The 15,378-nt window shown below is 63.7% G+C and carries 13 protein-coding genes; 10 read left to right on the forward strand and 3 right to left on the reverse strand.

Annotated elements, in window-relative coordinates; translation table 11 throughout:
* The first annotated feature begins 120 nt into the window (after positions 1–120).
* The 9 genes from FHX03_RS04500 to FHX03_RS04540 all read left to right on the forward strand — a co-directional run bounded on the left by FHX03_RS04500 (position 121) and on the right by FHX03_RS04540 (position 10,664).
* The gene (locus FHX03_RS04500) at positions 121–810 is read left to right on the forward strand and encodes a DNA-3-methyladenine glycosylase I (RefSeq protein ID WP_183852724.1); all 690 of its coding nucleotides are present in this window, start codon (positions 121–123) and stop codon (positions 808–810) included.
* A 75-nt stretch (positions 811–885) separates the two neighbouring features.
* Positions 886–1,587: an SDR family NAD(P)-dependent oxidoreductase gene (locus FHX03_RS04505; protein WP_183852725.1), complete on the forward strand. Its 702-nt coding sequence runs from the start codon at positions 886–888 to the stop codon at positions 1,585–1,587.
* Between the two features lie 84 nt (positions 1,588–1,671).
* Positions 1,672–2,037, forward strand: coding sequence for a VOC family protein (locus tag FHX03_RS04510; RefSeq protein ID WP_097624792.1), 366 nt, complete (start codon positions 1,672–1,674; stop codon positions 2,035–2,037).
* A gap of 327 nt (positions 2,038–2,364) precedes the next feature.
* Positions 2,365–6,150: a peptidoglycan-binding protein gene (locus FHX03_RS04515; protein WP_183852726.1), complete on the forward strand. Its 3,786-nt coding sequence runs from the start codon at positions 2,365–2,367 to the stop codon at positions 6,148–6,150.
* Between the two features lie 346 nt (positions 6,151–6,496).
* Positions 6,497–7,420, forward strand: a complete 924-nt coding sequence (locus tag FHX03_RS04520) for a sulfite exporter TauE/SafE family protein (protein ID WP_054183786.1) — start codon at positions 6,497–6,499, stop codon at positions 7,418–7,420.
* Positions 7,420–8,220 (forward strand): TIGR02186 family protein, encoded by an 801-nt coding sequence (locus FHX03_RS04525; protein ID WP_097624791.1) that lies wholly within the window; start codon positions 7,420–7,422, stop codon positions 8,218–8,220. Before FHX03_RS04520 ends, FHX03_RS04525 begins: the two co-directional genes overlap by 1 nt.
* A gap of 181 nt (positions 8,221–8,401) precedes the next feature.
* Positions 8,402–8,959, forward strand: coding sequence for a dihydrofolate reductase family protein (locus FHX03_RS04530; RefSeq protein WP_183852727.1), 558 nt, complete (start codon positions 8,402–8,404; stop codon positions 8,957–8,959).
* A 108-nt stretch (positions 8,960–9,067) separates the two neighbouring features.
* On the forward strand, positions 9,068–10,054 hold the full coding sequence (locus FHX03_RS04535; protein ID WP_097624789.1) for an alpha/beta fold hydrolase: 987 nt from the start codon (positions 9,068–9,070) through the stop codon (positions 10,052–10,054).
* Positions 10,055–10,082: 28 nt separating this feature from the next.
* A complete protein-coding gene (locus FHX03_RS04540) occupies positions 10,083–10,664 on the forward strand; it encodes a transglycosylase SLT domain-containing protein (protein WP_003588729.1) in 582 nt (193 codons plus the stop codon).
* Between the two features lie 70 nt (positions 10,665–10,734).
* Here the strand turns inward: FHX03_RS04540 and pdeM are convergent, their stop codons facing one another.
* The 3 genes from pdeM to FHX03_RS04555 form a co-directional block, all read right to left on the reverse strand.
* Positions 10,735–11,460, reverse strand: coding sequence for a ligase-associated DNA damage response endonuclease PdeM (pdeM, locus tag FHX03_RS04545; protein WP_097624788.1), 726 nt, complete (start codon positions 11,458–11,460; stop codon positions 10,735–10,737).
* A 69-nt stretch (positions 11,461–11,529) separates the two neighbouring features.
* Entirely contained in the window at positions 11,530–14,055 is a 2,526-nt protein-coding gene (locus FHX03_RS04550; protein ID WP_097624787.1) for a ligase-associated DNA damage response DEXH box helicase, read from the reverse strand.
* Between the two features lie 48 nt (positions 14,056–14,103).
* The gene (locus FHX03_RS04555) at positions 14,104–14,736 is read right to left on the reverse strand and encodes a YitT family protein (RefSeq protein ID WP_183779284.1); all 633 of its coding nucleotides are present in this window, start codon (positions 14,734–14,736) and stop codon (positions 14,104–14,106) included.
* Between the two features lie 130 nt (positions 14,737–14,866).
* Here FHX03_RS04555 and FHX03_RS04560 point away from each other — a divergent pair, with 130 nt between their 5' ends.
* On the forward strand, positions 14,867–15,367 hold the full coding sequence (locus tag FHX03_RS04560; protein WP_183852728.1) for an RrF2 family transcriptional regulator: 501 nt from the start codon (positions 14,867–14,869) through the stop codon (positions 15,365–15,367).
* Positions 15,368–15,378: the final 11 nt, after the last annotated feature.

Raw genomic sequence — 15,378 nt, forward strand, 5'->3', positions numbered from 1 at the left:
AAAAAAATTACGGGCGCGAATCCGCAACTGCTGACGAGACGTCGTCTCCCCTTCCTTGTCCATTGCGGAACGACGTATAAGCGGCAAGGCTCTTTAAACCGCAGATAGGGAATGCTTCAGATGATCAGTTTCGATGCGATAAGGCAGCGTGCGGAGCAACGGAAAGGCGGCGCGGCAGCGCTGCAGGCAATGCTGGAGAAACATCGGCCGGATCACGACCGGCTGCGCACCATGCCCGACGACCGCATCCTCGCCGACATGACCCGACGTATCTTCTACAGCGGCTTCGTCCAGAAGGTGATCGATGCGAAGTGGCCGGGCTTCGAAGCGGCGTTTTACGGTTTCGATCCGGCAATGCTCAATATTGCGCCGGACGATTACTGGCATGAGCTGACCTCGGACGAACGGATCATCCGCAACGGCGCGAAGATCATGGCGGTGCGCGCCAATGCCGCTTTCGTGAGGGAGCTGGCGAAGGAATATGGCAGCGCCGGCGCCTTTTTCGCCGACTGGCCGCGAGAGGACCAGATCGGCCTTCTCGACCTGCTGAGCAAACGCGGCAGCCGGCTCGGCGGCATGACCGGGCAATATTTCCTGCGCGGCATCGGCCGCGACAGCTTCGTCGCCACGATGGACGTACTCGCCTGCCTGCGATCGGCGGGCGTGCCGCTGTCTGCCTCCGGCACAGCGAAGAAGGACCAGCCGCTGATCCAGCAGGCCTTCAATGCATGGGCGGAGGAGACCGGCCTTTCCTTCAATCACCTCTCGCGCATCAGCGCCTATTCGATCGATGCGGTAGGGCCGCACTGAAATTCCCGCCAGGGCGCTGGCACGAGCCATCGGCACTTCCTACCTCTTTCGGACGATCCACGCAGGAAGATACTCATGTCCGACTTTCCCTATGCCAGCGCCCTCATCGTCGGGGCGGGTTCCGGCATCAGCGCATCGCTCGCCCGGCAATTGTCGGCGCTCGGAGTCAAGGTCGGGCTTGCCGCCCGCAACATCGAAAAGCTCCAGGCGCTCTTGGAGGAAACAGGCGCCAGCGCATTCAGCGCCGATGTGTCGAAGCCTGCCAGCGTCGCGGCGCTGTTCGAAGAGGCTGCCGCCACCATCGGCGGGCCAGAGGTCGTGATCTTCAATGCCGGCGCCCGGGTGCGCGGCCCGCTTGCCGAACTCGACCCCGCCGAAGTGGAAAAGGCGATCGCGACCACCGCCTTCGGCGGCTTTCTGGTGGCGCAACAGGCGGCGCAGCACATGATACCGCGCGGCCGCGGCGCGATCTTCTTCACCGGCGCTTCGGCAAGCGTGAAAGGCTTTGCGCAATCGGCTCCCTTCGCTATGGGCAAGTTCGCGCTGCGCGGCCTTGCCCAGAGTGCCGCCCGCGAGCTCGGGCCGATGGGCATCCATGTCGCCCATTTCGTCATCGACGGCGGCGTGCGTTCCGAAATCCGGCCGGACCGGGTGGAGAAACCAGACGGCACGCTGCTGCCGGACGCGATCGCCCAGACCTATATCGACGTGCTTCGCCAGCACCGCAGTGCTTGGTCGCTGGAAGTGGAAGTCCGGCCATGGACGGAGAATTTCTGAGCTGCCGGCGGCGCAGAAGAGGCCGCTTTCGCGGCGGTTACGAACAGACTATGTTTCGTCGAAAGAGCTGGCAGGGAGGAACCGATGCCGCGCCTGGACCATGTCACGATCGATACCCGCGATGCGCCTCGCATGATCGGCTTCTTCAAGACCGTGCTCGGCGTCGAGGAAGGCTACCGGCCGCCTTTCCCCTCGCCCGGCCACTGGCTCTATCTCGACGACCGCCCGGTCATCCATCTCAGCCTGACATCGCGCAGCGGTGATTTTCCACCCGGCATCTTCAACCATGTCGCCTTCAGCCTTTACGAATTCGCCCCGGCGCTGGAGCGCATCAAGTCGAGCGGCTATCGCTACGAATATTACGATATCCCCGACACCGATCTCGGCCAGGTCTTCGTTTACGGCCCCGAGGGCGTGAAGATCGAGCTGCAATATAAGCGGCCGGCCTGAACGCGCACCGCCGTTCGATCCGACCAATTGGCCGGCAATTGCCGCCAAAAACGGCGTTTTGAGCCCAAACGTTAAAAAATTCTCAGCGACATTAACGGCTTGTTTACCACGTTTCGTGAAAGGTGCGGATTGAGCAACAGCAATCCGCATTCCTTTTCCCAGTCTCGCGTTTCCCAGGGATGCCGCTACATCGTTCAGCTTGAGGAAAGTCTAATTGACTAACTTCTGATGAAAGATGCTCCGGTCCGCGTGAAGACGCTGGCCACAGACGGAAAAGCCACGGATCGAGCTCTGACGAGGGGTCGAGCAGTCGAAGCGAGCAAGAAGATGAACGGATCGCGATCAAATCCTTCCCGACAGTCCGACAGGACCTCGCTCGATGCGCTGAACCGCACGATCGAGGGGCTGGAGGCGCGCATTGAAGGGCTGATGGGCAGCGGGCGCGAACAGCGGCCGCGCACGGCAACGGCCGAGCGCGATCCCTATGCCGGCTCCAACCCTCCGCGCCCGGCAAGGGCGCCGATCGAGCCGCGGCCGGATCCGCTCGCCGAAATCCGCCAGCGCCAGCGCGCGCTCGAAGCCGGCCGTGAGCGGCCCTACGGACGCGAGCCGGCCCCGCAATTGCGCGACCCTGCGCCGCGCGCCTCACCGCAGGCGGCACCCGCCTTCCGCCCCGGCGACGACACGATGACGGAGATCGCCCAGGCGCTCGTCAACCTGCGCCAGGACCTGAAGCGCGACATTTCCGAAGGCGTCACCCGCGAGATGAACGCGCTGCGCGCCGAACTTCGCGAGATCAAGACGAATGCCGGAGACGGCCGCTTCGCCGACGACATGCGCGCCGATATGGGCCGCCTTGCCCAGAGCATCACCCAGCTGACCGGCCGTTCGAGCGCCCCGGAGGCCGCCGGCCTTCGCGAGGATTTCGAGGAACTGCGCTCGCTGATGGACGGGCTGGCGCGCGAGGATTCGCTGCGCCATATGGAAAATCGGTGGGACGGCTTCGAAAGCCGGCTTGCCGCCCTCGATACCGAGGGGCTGCAGGAAGAACTGGTTTCGCTCGCCTATCGGCTCGACGACATCAAGCGCCATATCGGCGGCATGGGCGAAAGCCCGGCGGTCAGGGCGCTTGAGGACAAGCTCATCGCCATCGCCACTGCGATGGAACAGTTCGGCAGCATGATCCAGCCGCACGACCGGGTGATGTCCGAACAGTTCGCCGCCATGGACATGCGGCTCGACGAGATCAGCCGGGCGATCGCGGCCAGCGGACGCGCGGCCGCCGCCAACGATCCGGGGCTGATGCAGCGGCTGGAGGGCCGGCTTTCGGCGCTGGCCGACCAGATCGACCTGATGAGTCATGATGCGGCCAATCGCGCAACGCCTGATGACGAGCTGGCGCTGCGGCTCGAGGCCCTAACATCCCGCGTCGAGGAGCTGACCAAGGCGGAAGCGACGTCGCGACTCGACGAACGGCTGGAACATCTGTCCTATCTGCTGGAGCACACCCAGAAGGCCGCGCCGCAGCCCGATCTCACCGGACCGCTTTCCGACATTTCCCGCAAGATCGACGCGCTCGAAAACGGCGCCGTCAACGACGTGCTGGCGCAGCGGCTCGATCATCTCGCCCGACGCATCGACGAGATGGCCTATCAGCAGCCGGCGCCCGTGGCGGCGGTCGACGACGGCGCCTTCCAGCGTTTGGAAGGACGGCTGAGCGACATCGCCGCCCGGCTGGAAGAGAGCACGGCGGCAGCTCCGACCGATCCGCACGCGCTGAAGAACCTCGAAGACCAGATCGCCAATCTTTCGGCGCTGATGAGCGAGCCGCGCGAAAGCGCTGCGATCCCCGCCGATCTCGACCGGCGGATGGGCGCGATCGAAGATTATATGGCGACCAGCGACGAATATATCATCGAGGCAGCGCGCCAGGCGGCTGAGGCCGTCGTCGAGGCCTATTCGCGCAATGGCGCCGCCCAGGGCGGCGTGCCCGCCGCCGACATGTCGGCGCTGACGGCGCTCGCCGAAGACCTGCGCCATCTCGAGGATATCAGCCGCGACAGCGAGGAACGCACGCACAAGACCTTCAAGGCGCTGCACGAGACGCTGGTGCATATCGCCGATCGCCTCGATGGCATGGAAGAGCGCGGGCGGCCGGCCGCCCAGATGCCGTTGGCCGAGGTCGACTTCGATGTCGATCCCTATGCGCTGATGGTGGCCGAGGCCGAGATGAACAAGGCGCCGGCCGCTGTCGCGACGGCGAACGCCTCACCCGTCATCCGCACCGCCGAGGTCGCCCCCGAACCTGCCCCCCCGGCACAGGCAACCGCCATGAGCGGAACGAGCGCGATCGCCATCGAAGCCGCCACCAGGACGCCGGAGGCTGCCACCCCCGCGCTGGCACAGGCACCGGCAAAGGCCAGCCTGCTCGCCAGCCTCGGCAAGCGGCTGCGGCCCGGCAAGAAGGCCGAAAACCGGGCAGCCGAACGCCCGATGATCGACCCCGCGCCGTCGATCGATCCCGCCGACGTGATGCCGTCGGATGCATCAAACGAACTGCTCGAGCCGGGCTCGGGCGCACCGGACGTCAAGAAGATCCTCGAGCGGGTTCGCGCCAGCCAGAGTGCGGCACGTGGCAAACCTGCCGCCGAAACTGATCGCGCCGATTATATCGCCGCTGCCCGTCGCGCCGCTCAGGCGGCCGCGATGGAGGTGGACGCCAATCCGAAACAGGCAGCCGTCAGGGGCGAGAAGAAGGCTGCCGACAAGGCCGGCAAGATTTCCGAGAAGACGGATAAGGCAGGCAAGACCAGCGCCTTTTCGCGTTACCGCCGGCCGATCCTGCTGGCAGTCGGCGCCGTGCTGCTCGCGATCATGGCCTTTCCGCTTGCGAGAACGCTGACTAGCGGCGAGAGCGCACCGCAGCCGCCGGCCGAGGTCTCGGCCCTGACCGGCGCGACTGAGAACCCGCAGCCGGCCTTGCCTGAAGCGACGCCGGCCCAGTCGGACAGCAATGCCGCAGAAACGGCCGCTCCCACAGCGGAGGCGACCCCACCCGCCGCCGAGCAGGCACAACCCGGGGCAACCCCACCGGTTGCCGGAGATCATCTGACCGACGCGACGCCGCTCGACGGCGAAGGGGCCGCGACCTTTGCACCCGGCGCGCCATCGGGTGCTGCGCAGGAGACATCGGGCTTCGTCGCAAATACGCCGGCGGCCAGCGCGCCCCAGGCCGCCATCGCCATTCCCGACACCATCCAGCCGAAATCGCTTGCCGATGCGGCGCAGGGCGGCGATGCGCTGGCGCTGTTTGAGATCGGCGCGCGTTATTCGGACGGCCGCAACGGCATCACCGTCGATCAGAAGCAAGCCGCAGGCTGGTACCAGCTTTCAGCCGACAAGGGTTTTGCACCGGCGCAATACCGGCTCGGCAGCATGTACGAGAAGGGCAACGGCGTCGAACGCGACATCGCCAAGGCCAAGGGCTTCTACGAACAGGCGGCAAACCAGGGCAATGCCAGCGCCATGCACAATCTCGCCGTGCTCTACGCCTCTGGCGCTCTTGGCCAGCAGGATTATGCGACGGCCGCCTCCTGGTTCACCAAGGCTGCCAACCTCGGCATCACCGACAGCCAGTTCAACTTGGCGATCCTCTGCGCGAGGGGTAACGGCGTCCCGGCGGATCTCGAAGAATCCTACAAATGGTTTGCGATTGCCGCCAAGGCCGGCGACAAGGATGCGGCGCAGAAGCGCGACGAAGTGGCCAACGCCATGAAGCCCGACCAGCTCGAACGTGCCCGCGCCAAGGCCGATCTCTGGAAGCCGGAGCCGCTCGACCACCGCAGCAATACCATCGACATTCCGGACGAATGGGCGGGAACCGGCCTGAAGACGGCGAGCGTCGACATGAAGAAGGCGGTCCGCAACATCCAGGCGATCCTCAACAATAACGGCTTCGACGCCGGGACGCCGGATGGCGAAATGGGCGCCAAGACGGTGACCGCGATCAAGAACTTCCAGAAGTCGATCGGCCAAGAGCCGGACGGCAAGGTGACCGACGCAACCGTCAAGGCGCTGCTCGAACGCAACAAGCAGGGAGCCAAAGCGATCTAGAGCATTTCCATTCCCTCGGGCGCGGAAATGACTTCTATCGTGATTGCGCCAAACCGGGCGCAAACCGCACGGCCCTTCTGCTGAAATTGCTTTAGAAAAAGCCTGGCGGCACTATGCCGCAAGGCTTTTTCCAATTTTGCCGCCGACTGTCACAAAACCTGAAAAAAGCCGGATTATGCGGGACATATCCATCCGCGCATCCGGCGAATCTTCTGCCACCGATCTCCATCGCTCGATCCAAGGGCCGATCGAAAGCCTCTGGCAACGATTTCACAGTATGGTGCGCATTCGAACGGGGACGTGACAGAAACCGCCCGGCAGGAGCGGTCATCATTCGGGGTCGGCTGTGACAATCTATCTGCCCATCGCAGAATTGTCGGTGAACATCTTCATCATTCTCGGCATGGGGGCGGCCGTCGGATTCCTGTCTGGAATGTTTGGCGTCGGCGGCGGCTTTCTGATCACGCCGCTGCTGATCTTCTACAATATCCCCCCCGTGGTTGCCGTCGCCACCGGCGCCAACCAGGTCGTGGCCTCGTCGATCTCCGGCGCGATCACCCATTTCCGGCGCGGCACGCTCGACGTCAAGCTCGGCACGGTGCTTTTGATCGGCGGCCTCACCGGGGCCACGGTCGGCATCTGGATCTTCTCGTTGCTGCGCGCCATCGGTCAGCTCGATCTGATCATCTCGCTGATGTATGTCATCTTCCTCGGCACGGTCGGCGGGCTGATGCTGCTCGAAAGCATCAATGCCATGCGGCGGGCGGCGCGCAACGAGCCGCCGGCGCCGCGCAAACCCGGCCATCAGCACTGGGTGCACAGACTGCCGCTGAAGGTGCGCTTCAAGAAATCGAAGATCTTTCTCAGCGTCATTCCGATCGTCGCGCTCGGTTTTGCGATCGGCATCCTCACCTCGATCATGGGCGTCGGCGGCGGCTTCATCATGGTGCCGGCGATGATCTATCTGCTGCGCATCCCGACCAATGTCGTCGTCGGCACGTCGCTGTTCCAGATCATCTTCGTGACCGCCTATACGACGATCGTCCAGGCGGCGACGAACTTTTCCGTCGATATCGTGCTCGCCTTCATCCTGATGGTGGCGGGCGTCATCGGGGCGCAATACGGCGTGCGCGTCGGCCAGAAGCTGCGCGGCGAGCAGCTGCGCGCCCTGCTCGGCTTGCTGGTGCTTGCCGTCGGCCTGCGTCTGGCGATCGCCTTGGTGGTGACGCCGGCCGACATCTATTCGGTGGTGATCGGAGCCCACAACTGATGCGCCTGCTTGCCGCCGTCCTCACATTGCTTTGTCTGCTGCCGGCGGCGGCCGGAGCGCAATGGCTGCCGGGGCAGTCAACCGAAGCAGTGCGTGAAGGACTTGAGATCGGCACGTCGACCAGCGAAATCGCCATCACCTCGGATTTCCACGGCGCCGATCTGACCATCTTCGGGGCGCTGTCGAATACCGACCAGCTGCTGCTCGCCATCGGCCAATATGACGTGGTCGTGGTCCTGGAGGGCCCGCGTCAGGATGCGACGGTGCGCAAGAAGGAGCGCGTCTTCGGCATCTGGGTGAATACGCGCTCGATGACCTTCGAATCCGTACCGCACTCCTATTCGATGTCGAGTTCGCGGATGATCGACGACCTGACGACGCCACTCGAACTGACCGACCAGGGGATCGGCATCGACCATATTCCGCTGACACCGGTCGGCTTCGTCGGCGACGGCAGCAATCTCGGCGAATTCCGCGATGCCTTCCGGCGGCTGCAGCAGGGCGGCGGATTCTACGACCGCAACCCGAGCGGCGTGCGTTTCGTTTCCTCCAACCTCTTCAAGGCGAGCCTGCGGCTGCCGGCAAACATTCCGAACGGCGTCCACACCGTGCGCGCCTATCTCTTCAAGAGCGGGACTCTGATTACCGAGGAATCGCTTCCGCTGCGCGTCATCAAGACCGGTATCGAGCAGACGATCACCGACGCCGCGCATGGTCAGCCGATCCTCTACGGCTGCGCTGCCGTGCTGCTCGCCGTCATCACCGGCTGGGGCGCCAGCCTGATCTTCCGCAAGGACTGATCTCCGCCGCCGGCGCGGCATTCATGAAAATCTCCTCCCGGAATGGCACGCGACACGGATGCGGCTCATCTTGCCTTCCCGTGAAAACCGCTTGCATTTTGCTATCAGTCGCTCTAGCTTGAACCAGTTGCTATTCGCAATCGGTTTGTTGCGGTGAATGCAATCCACAAGGAGGATGGACATGAGAAAGATTATCGTCTGGAACCTGATGACCCTCGACGGCTATTTCGAAGGCACCAAGCCTTGGGATATCGACTTCCACAATCTCGCCTGGGGGCCGGAGCTGCAGCACTATGCCGAGCAATTCGGCGAGGAAGGCGATCTCCTGGTCTTCGGCCGCAAGTCCTATGAGGGCATGGCCTCCTACTGGCCGACCGCCGAAAGCGAAGACACAATCAAAGCCTATATGAACGGCATCGCCAAAATCGCCGTGTCGCGGACGATGACCGAGCCCGGCTGGAACAATGCCCGCGTCGTCAGCGATCCGATCCCGGAACTGACGCGGCTGAAGCAGGAAGACGGCAAAACGATCTTCATCTTCGGCAGTGCCGAGCTCGCCGATAGCCTGCTGAAAGCGGGTCTTATCGATGAAATCAGGGTCTGCGTGGTGCCCGTCATCCTCGGCGGCGGCAACCCGCTCTTCAAGCCTGCCGAGGGCCAGGTGCCGCTGAAGCTCATCGAATCCTCGACGACGCAAGGCGGTGCGGTGATCCTGCGCTACGAGCCGGTGAAAGCGTAGCGTCTTAGACTATCTGATGACGCCGGCGGCCCAATCTGGGGCCGCATTCGGCTTTTCCTGCGGAAATGGCGCCTCTATCATCATCCCCGAAGATTGGGGAGACGGAGCATGGCAGAAGGCGCTGACCTGTCGCTTGCGCAAGAACAAGATGAACGGCCGGCGGTGGATACACCGGTGGAGATCCGATGCAGCGATGGCGTGATGCTCCGCGGCCACCTTTGGACCTCGGGCGGGGCGAAAGCTCACGCCAGCGTCATCATCAATCCCGCGACCGGCGTGCTTGCACGTTATTATCACCGTTACGCCCAGTTTCTCGCCGCTCATGGTTTCGACGTTCTGACCTATGACTACCGCGGCATTGGGCTTTCGAGGCCGGCGCGGCTCCGCGGCTGCGGTTATCGGTGGCGGGAGTGGGGCGAAAAGGATTTCGACGCGGCGCTGCGGTTTATGGACGGACGGGCGGACCAGCCGCTTTGCATCGTCGGCCACAGCATCGGCGGTTTTCTGCCCGGCCTCTCGAAATATGCCGGCCGGATCGACCGCATTCTGACGATGGGCGCCCAATACGCCTATTGGCGCGATTATGCGCCGGCGCGCCGAATGCGGCTGCTGATGAAATGGCACGTCGCCATGCCGGCGCTGACGGCGCTCTTCGGCTATTTTCCCGGCAAACGCCTCGGCTGGCTCGAGGATCTGCCGGCCGGCGTCGCCCATGAATGGAGCTTTCGCCGGGCGCGCATGGAAATGAGCCACCCGGCCGCGGAGCGGGACGAGGTGCTCGCGCGTTTTGCTGCGGTGACCGCACCTATCCTGGCCGTCGCCATGTCGGACGACGAGCTCGGAACCGTGCCGGCGATCCGTCGCACGCTTGCCTATTACTGCAATGCCGAGATCGACGAAGTGCTGTTGCGTCCCGCCGATCTCGGCTTCGAGGCGATCGGCCATTTCGGCCTGTTCCATTCACGTCATTGCGAGGGTTTCTGGCGCGATAGCGTCCTCTGGCTGCGCGACGGCATCCATCCCTGGACGGCACAGGCAGCCCTTCAGAAAACTTCGTATTCGACTAAAAACCGGTTTTTAACATTTACGAGTTAGTAATCTCTCGGAAACGAGAGATTTTGTTATGCGTACTCGTATCGTTCTGACCGCTGTGGGTCTCGCGCTGCTCGCCGGCTGCGCGACGGCGCCGAAGCAGACGCGGAACATCTGCGCCGTCTTCGACGAGCGCGACGGACTTTTCTCCAGCTGGCAGAGTGCGGCCGAGCGGACGGAGAAGAAATACGGCGTGCCGGTGCCGATCCTGATGGCGACGATGTATACCGAATCCGGCTTCCAGCCCTACGCGCGGCCGCCCCGCACCAAACTGTTCGGCTTCATTCCCTGGACGCGGCCTTCGACCGCCTACGGCTATTCGCAGGCGCTCGACGGAACGTGGGACCATTATCAGTCGCAGACCGGGAACTGGACGGCGCGGCGGGCGAACTTCGCCGACGCGATCGATTTCATCGGCTGGTACCACGCCCAGAACAGCGCCGAGACCGGCATTCCGCTGAACGATGCTTATAATCTCTATCTCGCCTATTACTCCGGCCCGACCGGATACAAACGCGGCGACTGGCGCTCGAACGGGCAATTGCAGCAGACCGCGCAGAAGTTCGCGCGGATGGCTGGGACCTATCAGCAGCAGTTGCAGGGGTGTGATTAGCGATATTGGGGCGTGCCGTGTGGCGCCTCCCTCTGCCCTGCCGGGTATCCCCCCGCAGGTGGGGAGATCGCTACCCCCGCAAATTCCCGTACCTGACCGAATAAATCCGATCTCGCCCCAGCAGATGTGCGATCAGTGACCCCTTGTCGAACAGGCCTTTCATCGCCTGATGGCCGAGATCGAGGCCGCCGCTCATGACGCCGAAGGCGGGCATCAGGAGGCGGGCGCCGTCGGTGGCGAAGCAGGGACGGCGGATGGATCTGTCGCGGCGGCGCACCGTTGCCGACGGGTGCAGGTGGCCGGCGATTTCGCCGCTCTGCAAGCCGTTCCTCGGCTCATGGCGAAAAGTCAGGCCGGCATAGTGCATTTCGTCGACGGAGGTGCCGGGCAGATCGACGACGCCGTCGGGATCGTGGTTGCCGTTGACCCAGATCCATTCGCGGCCGCGGGCCATGGCGACGATCAGCGCCCGAAAATTCTCCGGCAGATGTTTGGAGCCGATGCGATCGTGAAAATTGTCGCCGAGCGAAACGACGAGCTTCGGATCATAACGGGAAATGAGGGCGGCAAGCACGGTCAGCGTCGCCAGCGTATCATAGGGCGGCAGCATCATGCCGCGGCGGGCGAAGGCGGCACCTTTCTCCAGATGCAGGTCGGAGACGACGAGCAGGCCGGCGTCCGGCAGATAGAGGGCGCCGAGCGGATCGCAGACAGCGGCAATGCCATGGACCGATGTCTCGATGCCGGGGATCGCAGCCAATCCGGATATGTCGCGCGCCAGCGCCAGGCGGTTCATCACTATCGTCGTTTCCAATTCTCGTCAGGCCCAATCTCTTCGGGCCCAATCTCTTCGGGCCCAGTCTCCTCAGGCGAGCGCCTCGGCGATCAGATCGTCGGCCGCCTCGGCCAAGAGCGCGTCATGGGCCTCGCCCGGCACCGCCTCGCGTCCGATCTCCAGCATCACCGGCACGGCAAGCGGAGAAATATGGTCGAGCGGGCGATGGGTGATGTGGCCCCTGATTCGCTTCAGCATATCGCCAAGGCGGCCAATATCCAAAAGTCCCGTCGCCGCATCCTGCCGCGTCGCCTGCAAAAGGATGTGATCCGGCTCGTGGCTGCGCAGCACATCATAGATCAGATCGGCCGAGACGGTGATCTGCCGGCCGCTCTTTTCCTTGCCCGGATGACGGCGCTCGATCAAGCCTGCAATCACGGCGCAATTGCGGAAGGTGCGCTTCAGCAGGAAGGATTCGTCGAGCCAGGCTTCGAGATCGTCACCGAGCATGTCCTCGTCGAAGAGGTCGGAAAGGCTGAGCCGGCCATTGCCGATCATCAGCCCCATATCCTCGAGACCCCAGACGGCCAGCGAATAATCGGTGGCGACGAAGCCGAGTGGCTTGGCGCCGGCCCGCTCTAGCCGGCGGGTCAGCAGCATGCCGAGCGTCTGATGGGCGAGACGGCCCTCGAAGGGATAGGCAACCATATAGCCGCGGCTGCCGCGCGGAAAGGTTTCGATCAGGAACTCGTCGCGCTTCGGCAGCATCGACTTGTCGTCCTGCAAGGACAGCCAATCGCGCACCTGATCCGGCAGATGGCGCCAGCGGTCAGGATCGGCAATCATCGCCCGCACCTGCTCGGCGAGATAGGTCGACAGCGGAAACTTGCCGCCGTTGTAGGAGGGGATTTTCGGATCGAGCGAAAAGGCCTGCGAGGCCAGGCATTCGTTTTCGCGAATGCCCTCGAAACGCAGCACCTTGCCGGAGAAGACGAAAGTATCGCCCGGCGACAATTGCTCGAGGAAATATTCCTCGACCTTTCCCAGCGTGGCGCCGCCGCGGCCGATCCGGCCGCCCTCGCCGCGCTTGACCATGCGGATGTTCAGCATCGGGCTTTCGACGATGGTGCCGAGATTGAGGCGATATTGCTGGGCGACGGCCGGATTGGAGACACGCCAGCGGCCCTCCTTGGTCTTGCGGATGCGGGCATAACGCTCATAGGTGCGGAGCGCATAACCGCCGGTCGCGACGAAATCGACGATGCGCTCGAAGGTCTCCCAGCTGAGATCGGCATAGGGCGAGGCGCTGACGATTTCGTCGTAGAGATCCAGCATGTCGAAGGGTTCGGCGCAGGCCATGCCGAGCACGTGCTGGGCGAGCACGTCGAGCGCGCCGCGGCCGACGGGCGGCGTGTCCTGGGCGCCGATATAATTGGCGTCGAGCGCTGCCTGACACTCCATCACCTCGAAACGGTTGGCCGGTACGAGGATCGCCTTCGACGGCTCGTCCATGCGGTGATTGGCGCGGCCGATGCGCTGGGCAAGGCGCGAGGCGCCCTTCGGCGCGCCGACATGGATGACCAGATCGACATCGCCCCAGTCGATGCCGAGATCGAGCGTCGAGGTGGCCACGACGGCGCGCAGCCGGTTTTCGGCCATCGCCGCCTCGACCTTGCGGCGCTGGGCGACATCGAGCGAACCGTGATGGAGGGCGATCGGCAGGTTGTCGTCATTGATCGTCCAGAGTTCCTGGAACAGCATTTCCGCCTGGCTGCGGGTATTGACGAAGAGCAGCGTCGTCTGGTGGTCGAGGAGCTGCCGGTAGACATCGGGAATGGCATATTTGGCGGAATGGCCGGCCCAGGGAATGCGCTCTTCGGTCGACAGGATCGAGATATCCGGCTTGGCGCCGCCTTCGACGACGACGAGACCGGCATGGTGTTCCCTGCTCTCCTGCCCGCTGCCCTCTTGTTGGGCGACCAGCCATTTCTGCAGATCCATCGGTTCGGCGACAGTCGCCGACAGGCCGATCGTCTGGAGGCCGGGGGCAAGACGTCGCAGACGCGCAAGGCCGAGCGACAGCATATGACCGCGCTTGGAGGTGACGAGCGAATGCAGCTCGTCGAGCACGACATATTTCAGATCCCTGAAGAAGCGCTCGGCCTCGCGGTTGGCGAGAAGCAGGGCGACTTGTTCGGGCGTCGTCAGCAGAATATCCGGCGGATTGAGCTTCTGGCGCTGGCGCTTGGCGTTCGGCGTATCGCCGGTGCGGTTTTCGACGGTGACCGGCAGGCCCATTTCCGCCACCGGCTTCATCAGGTTGCGCTCGATGTCGATTGCCAGCGCCTTCAGCGGCGAGACATAGAGCGTGTGAATGCCGGTGAAGGCGGAGCCGGGCGGAATTTTGCCGCGGCGGGTAAGATCGGTCAGCGACGGCAGAAAACCGGCAAGCGTCTTGCCGGCGCCGGTGGGCGCAATCAGCAGCGTGCTTTCACCGGCCTCGGCGCGGGACAGCAGCTCCAGCTGATGCGCGCGCGGCCGCCAGCCCTTTTCCGCAAACCAGCGGGTAAAGGCGGCAGGCAGCAAAGCGCGGGCTTCGGAATCGATCTGGTCCACGCCCTGAAGGTAGTGAAATAGGAAGGAAAAAGAAGAGCGTCCATCGCCTCATACGGCGATATAGCGGTCCTTGCGATGGTTGATGGCAAGCGTGAGGTTGAACACGACCGCGCCGAGCACGGAGCAGGCGATGATCGAGGGGCTGGCGACCAGGAAGGAGAGTGCCAGGATGACGCAGTCGAAGCCGAGCTGGACGAGGCCGGCGCGCCAGCCGAGCCGATCCTGGATATAGAGGGCGAGAATGCCGATGCCGCCGAGGCTGGCGCGGTGGCGGAAGAGCGCCAGCATGCCGGCGCCGATGACGAGGCCGCCGAAGAGCGCACCGGCGATCGGATTGACATGCCCGATACCGATAAAGCCAGGGACGAATTCCGACAGGACCGAAGTCAGCGCGATGGCGGCGAAGGTCTTGATGGTGAAGGCAGGCCCCATGCGGCGGAAGGCGAGATAATAAAAGGGCAGGTTCACGGCAAAGAAGCAGAGGCCGAAGCTGAAGCCGGTCGCGTAATGGGCGAGGAAGGCGAGACCGGCCGTGCCGCCGGCAAGCAGCCCGGCGCCGGAGAGCAGCGAGACACCGAGCACGGCGAGCATGCTGCCGGCGACGATGCCCTGGGCGTCGTCGAACAGCGAGTGGCGGTCGGCGCTGGAGTTCAGAAGGCCTGTGAAGGCGTTGGCTGCCATGATCTTCCCCTGTCGTTTTTCCCGTTTCTATCCGCCGTCGGGAGAAAGGCAAGCCGCCAGCCGTAAGGTCTGCTCTTGACAGCCGATATAATCATGGATATCTTTTATCCACGATTAGGAGATTGCCTCGATGAAGATGAGCGATGGCGTCGAGCAGGCCATTCACAGCGTTGCGATGCTTTCTGGCCTTTCCGAGGGCGGCGTGCTGTCGGCCGCAGCCCTGGCGGAATTCCACGGTGTGTCGACGAGCTATCTGTTGAAACATCTGCAGACGCTGTCTGGCGCCGGCATCCTCGATACCGTGCCGGGGCCGAAAGGCGGATACCGGCTGGCAAAGGCGGCGGAAGAGATTTCGCTGCTCGATATCCTGCTCGCGGTCGAAGGACCGGCGCCGGCGTTCCGCTGCGCCGAAATCCGCCAGCGCGGGCCGAACCCTGTCTCCGATCGCTTCTTTGCCAAGCCATGCAATATCAGCGCGGCGATGCTCCGGGCAGAACGGGTCTACCGGGCCGAACTGGCCAAGACCAGCATTGCCGATCTCGGCATCGAATTGAATGCCCTCGATGATGGATCGATCGCAGCCAGAGGCTGCGCCTTCCTTGAAATCCATGAACGCAAGACGGCTCGCTGAGCCATATCAAA

The sequence above is a fragment of the Rhizobium sp. BK456 genome (assembly GCF_014194045.1).
GTDB lineage: Bacteria > Pseudomonadota > Alphaproteobacteria > Rhizobiales > Rhizobiaceae > Rhizobium > Rhizobium redzepovicii.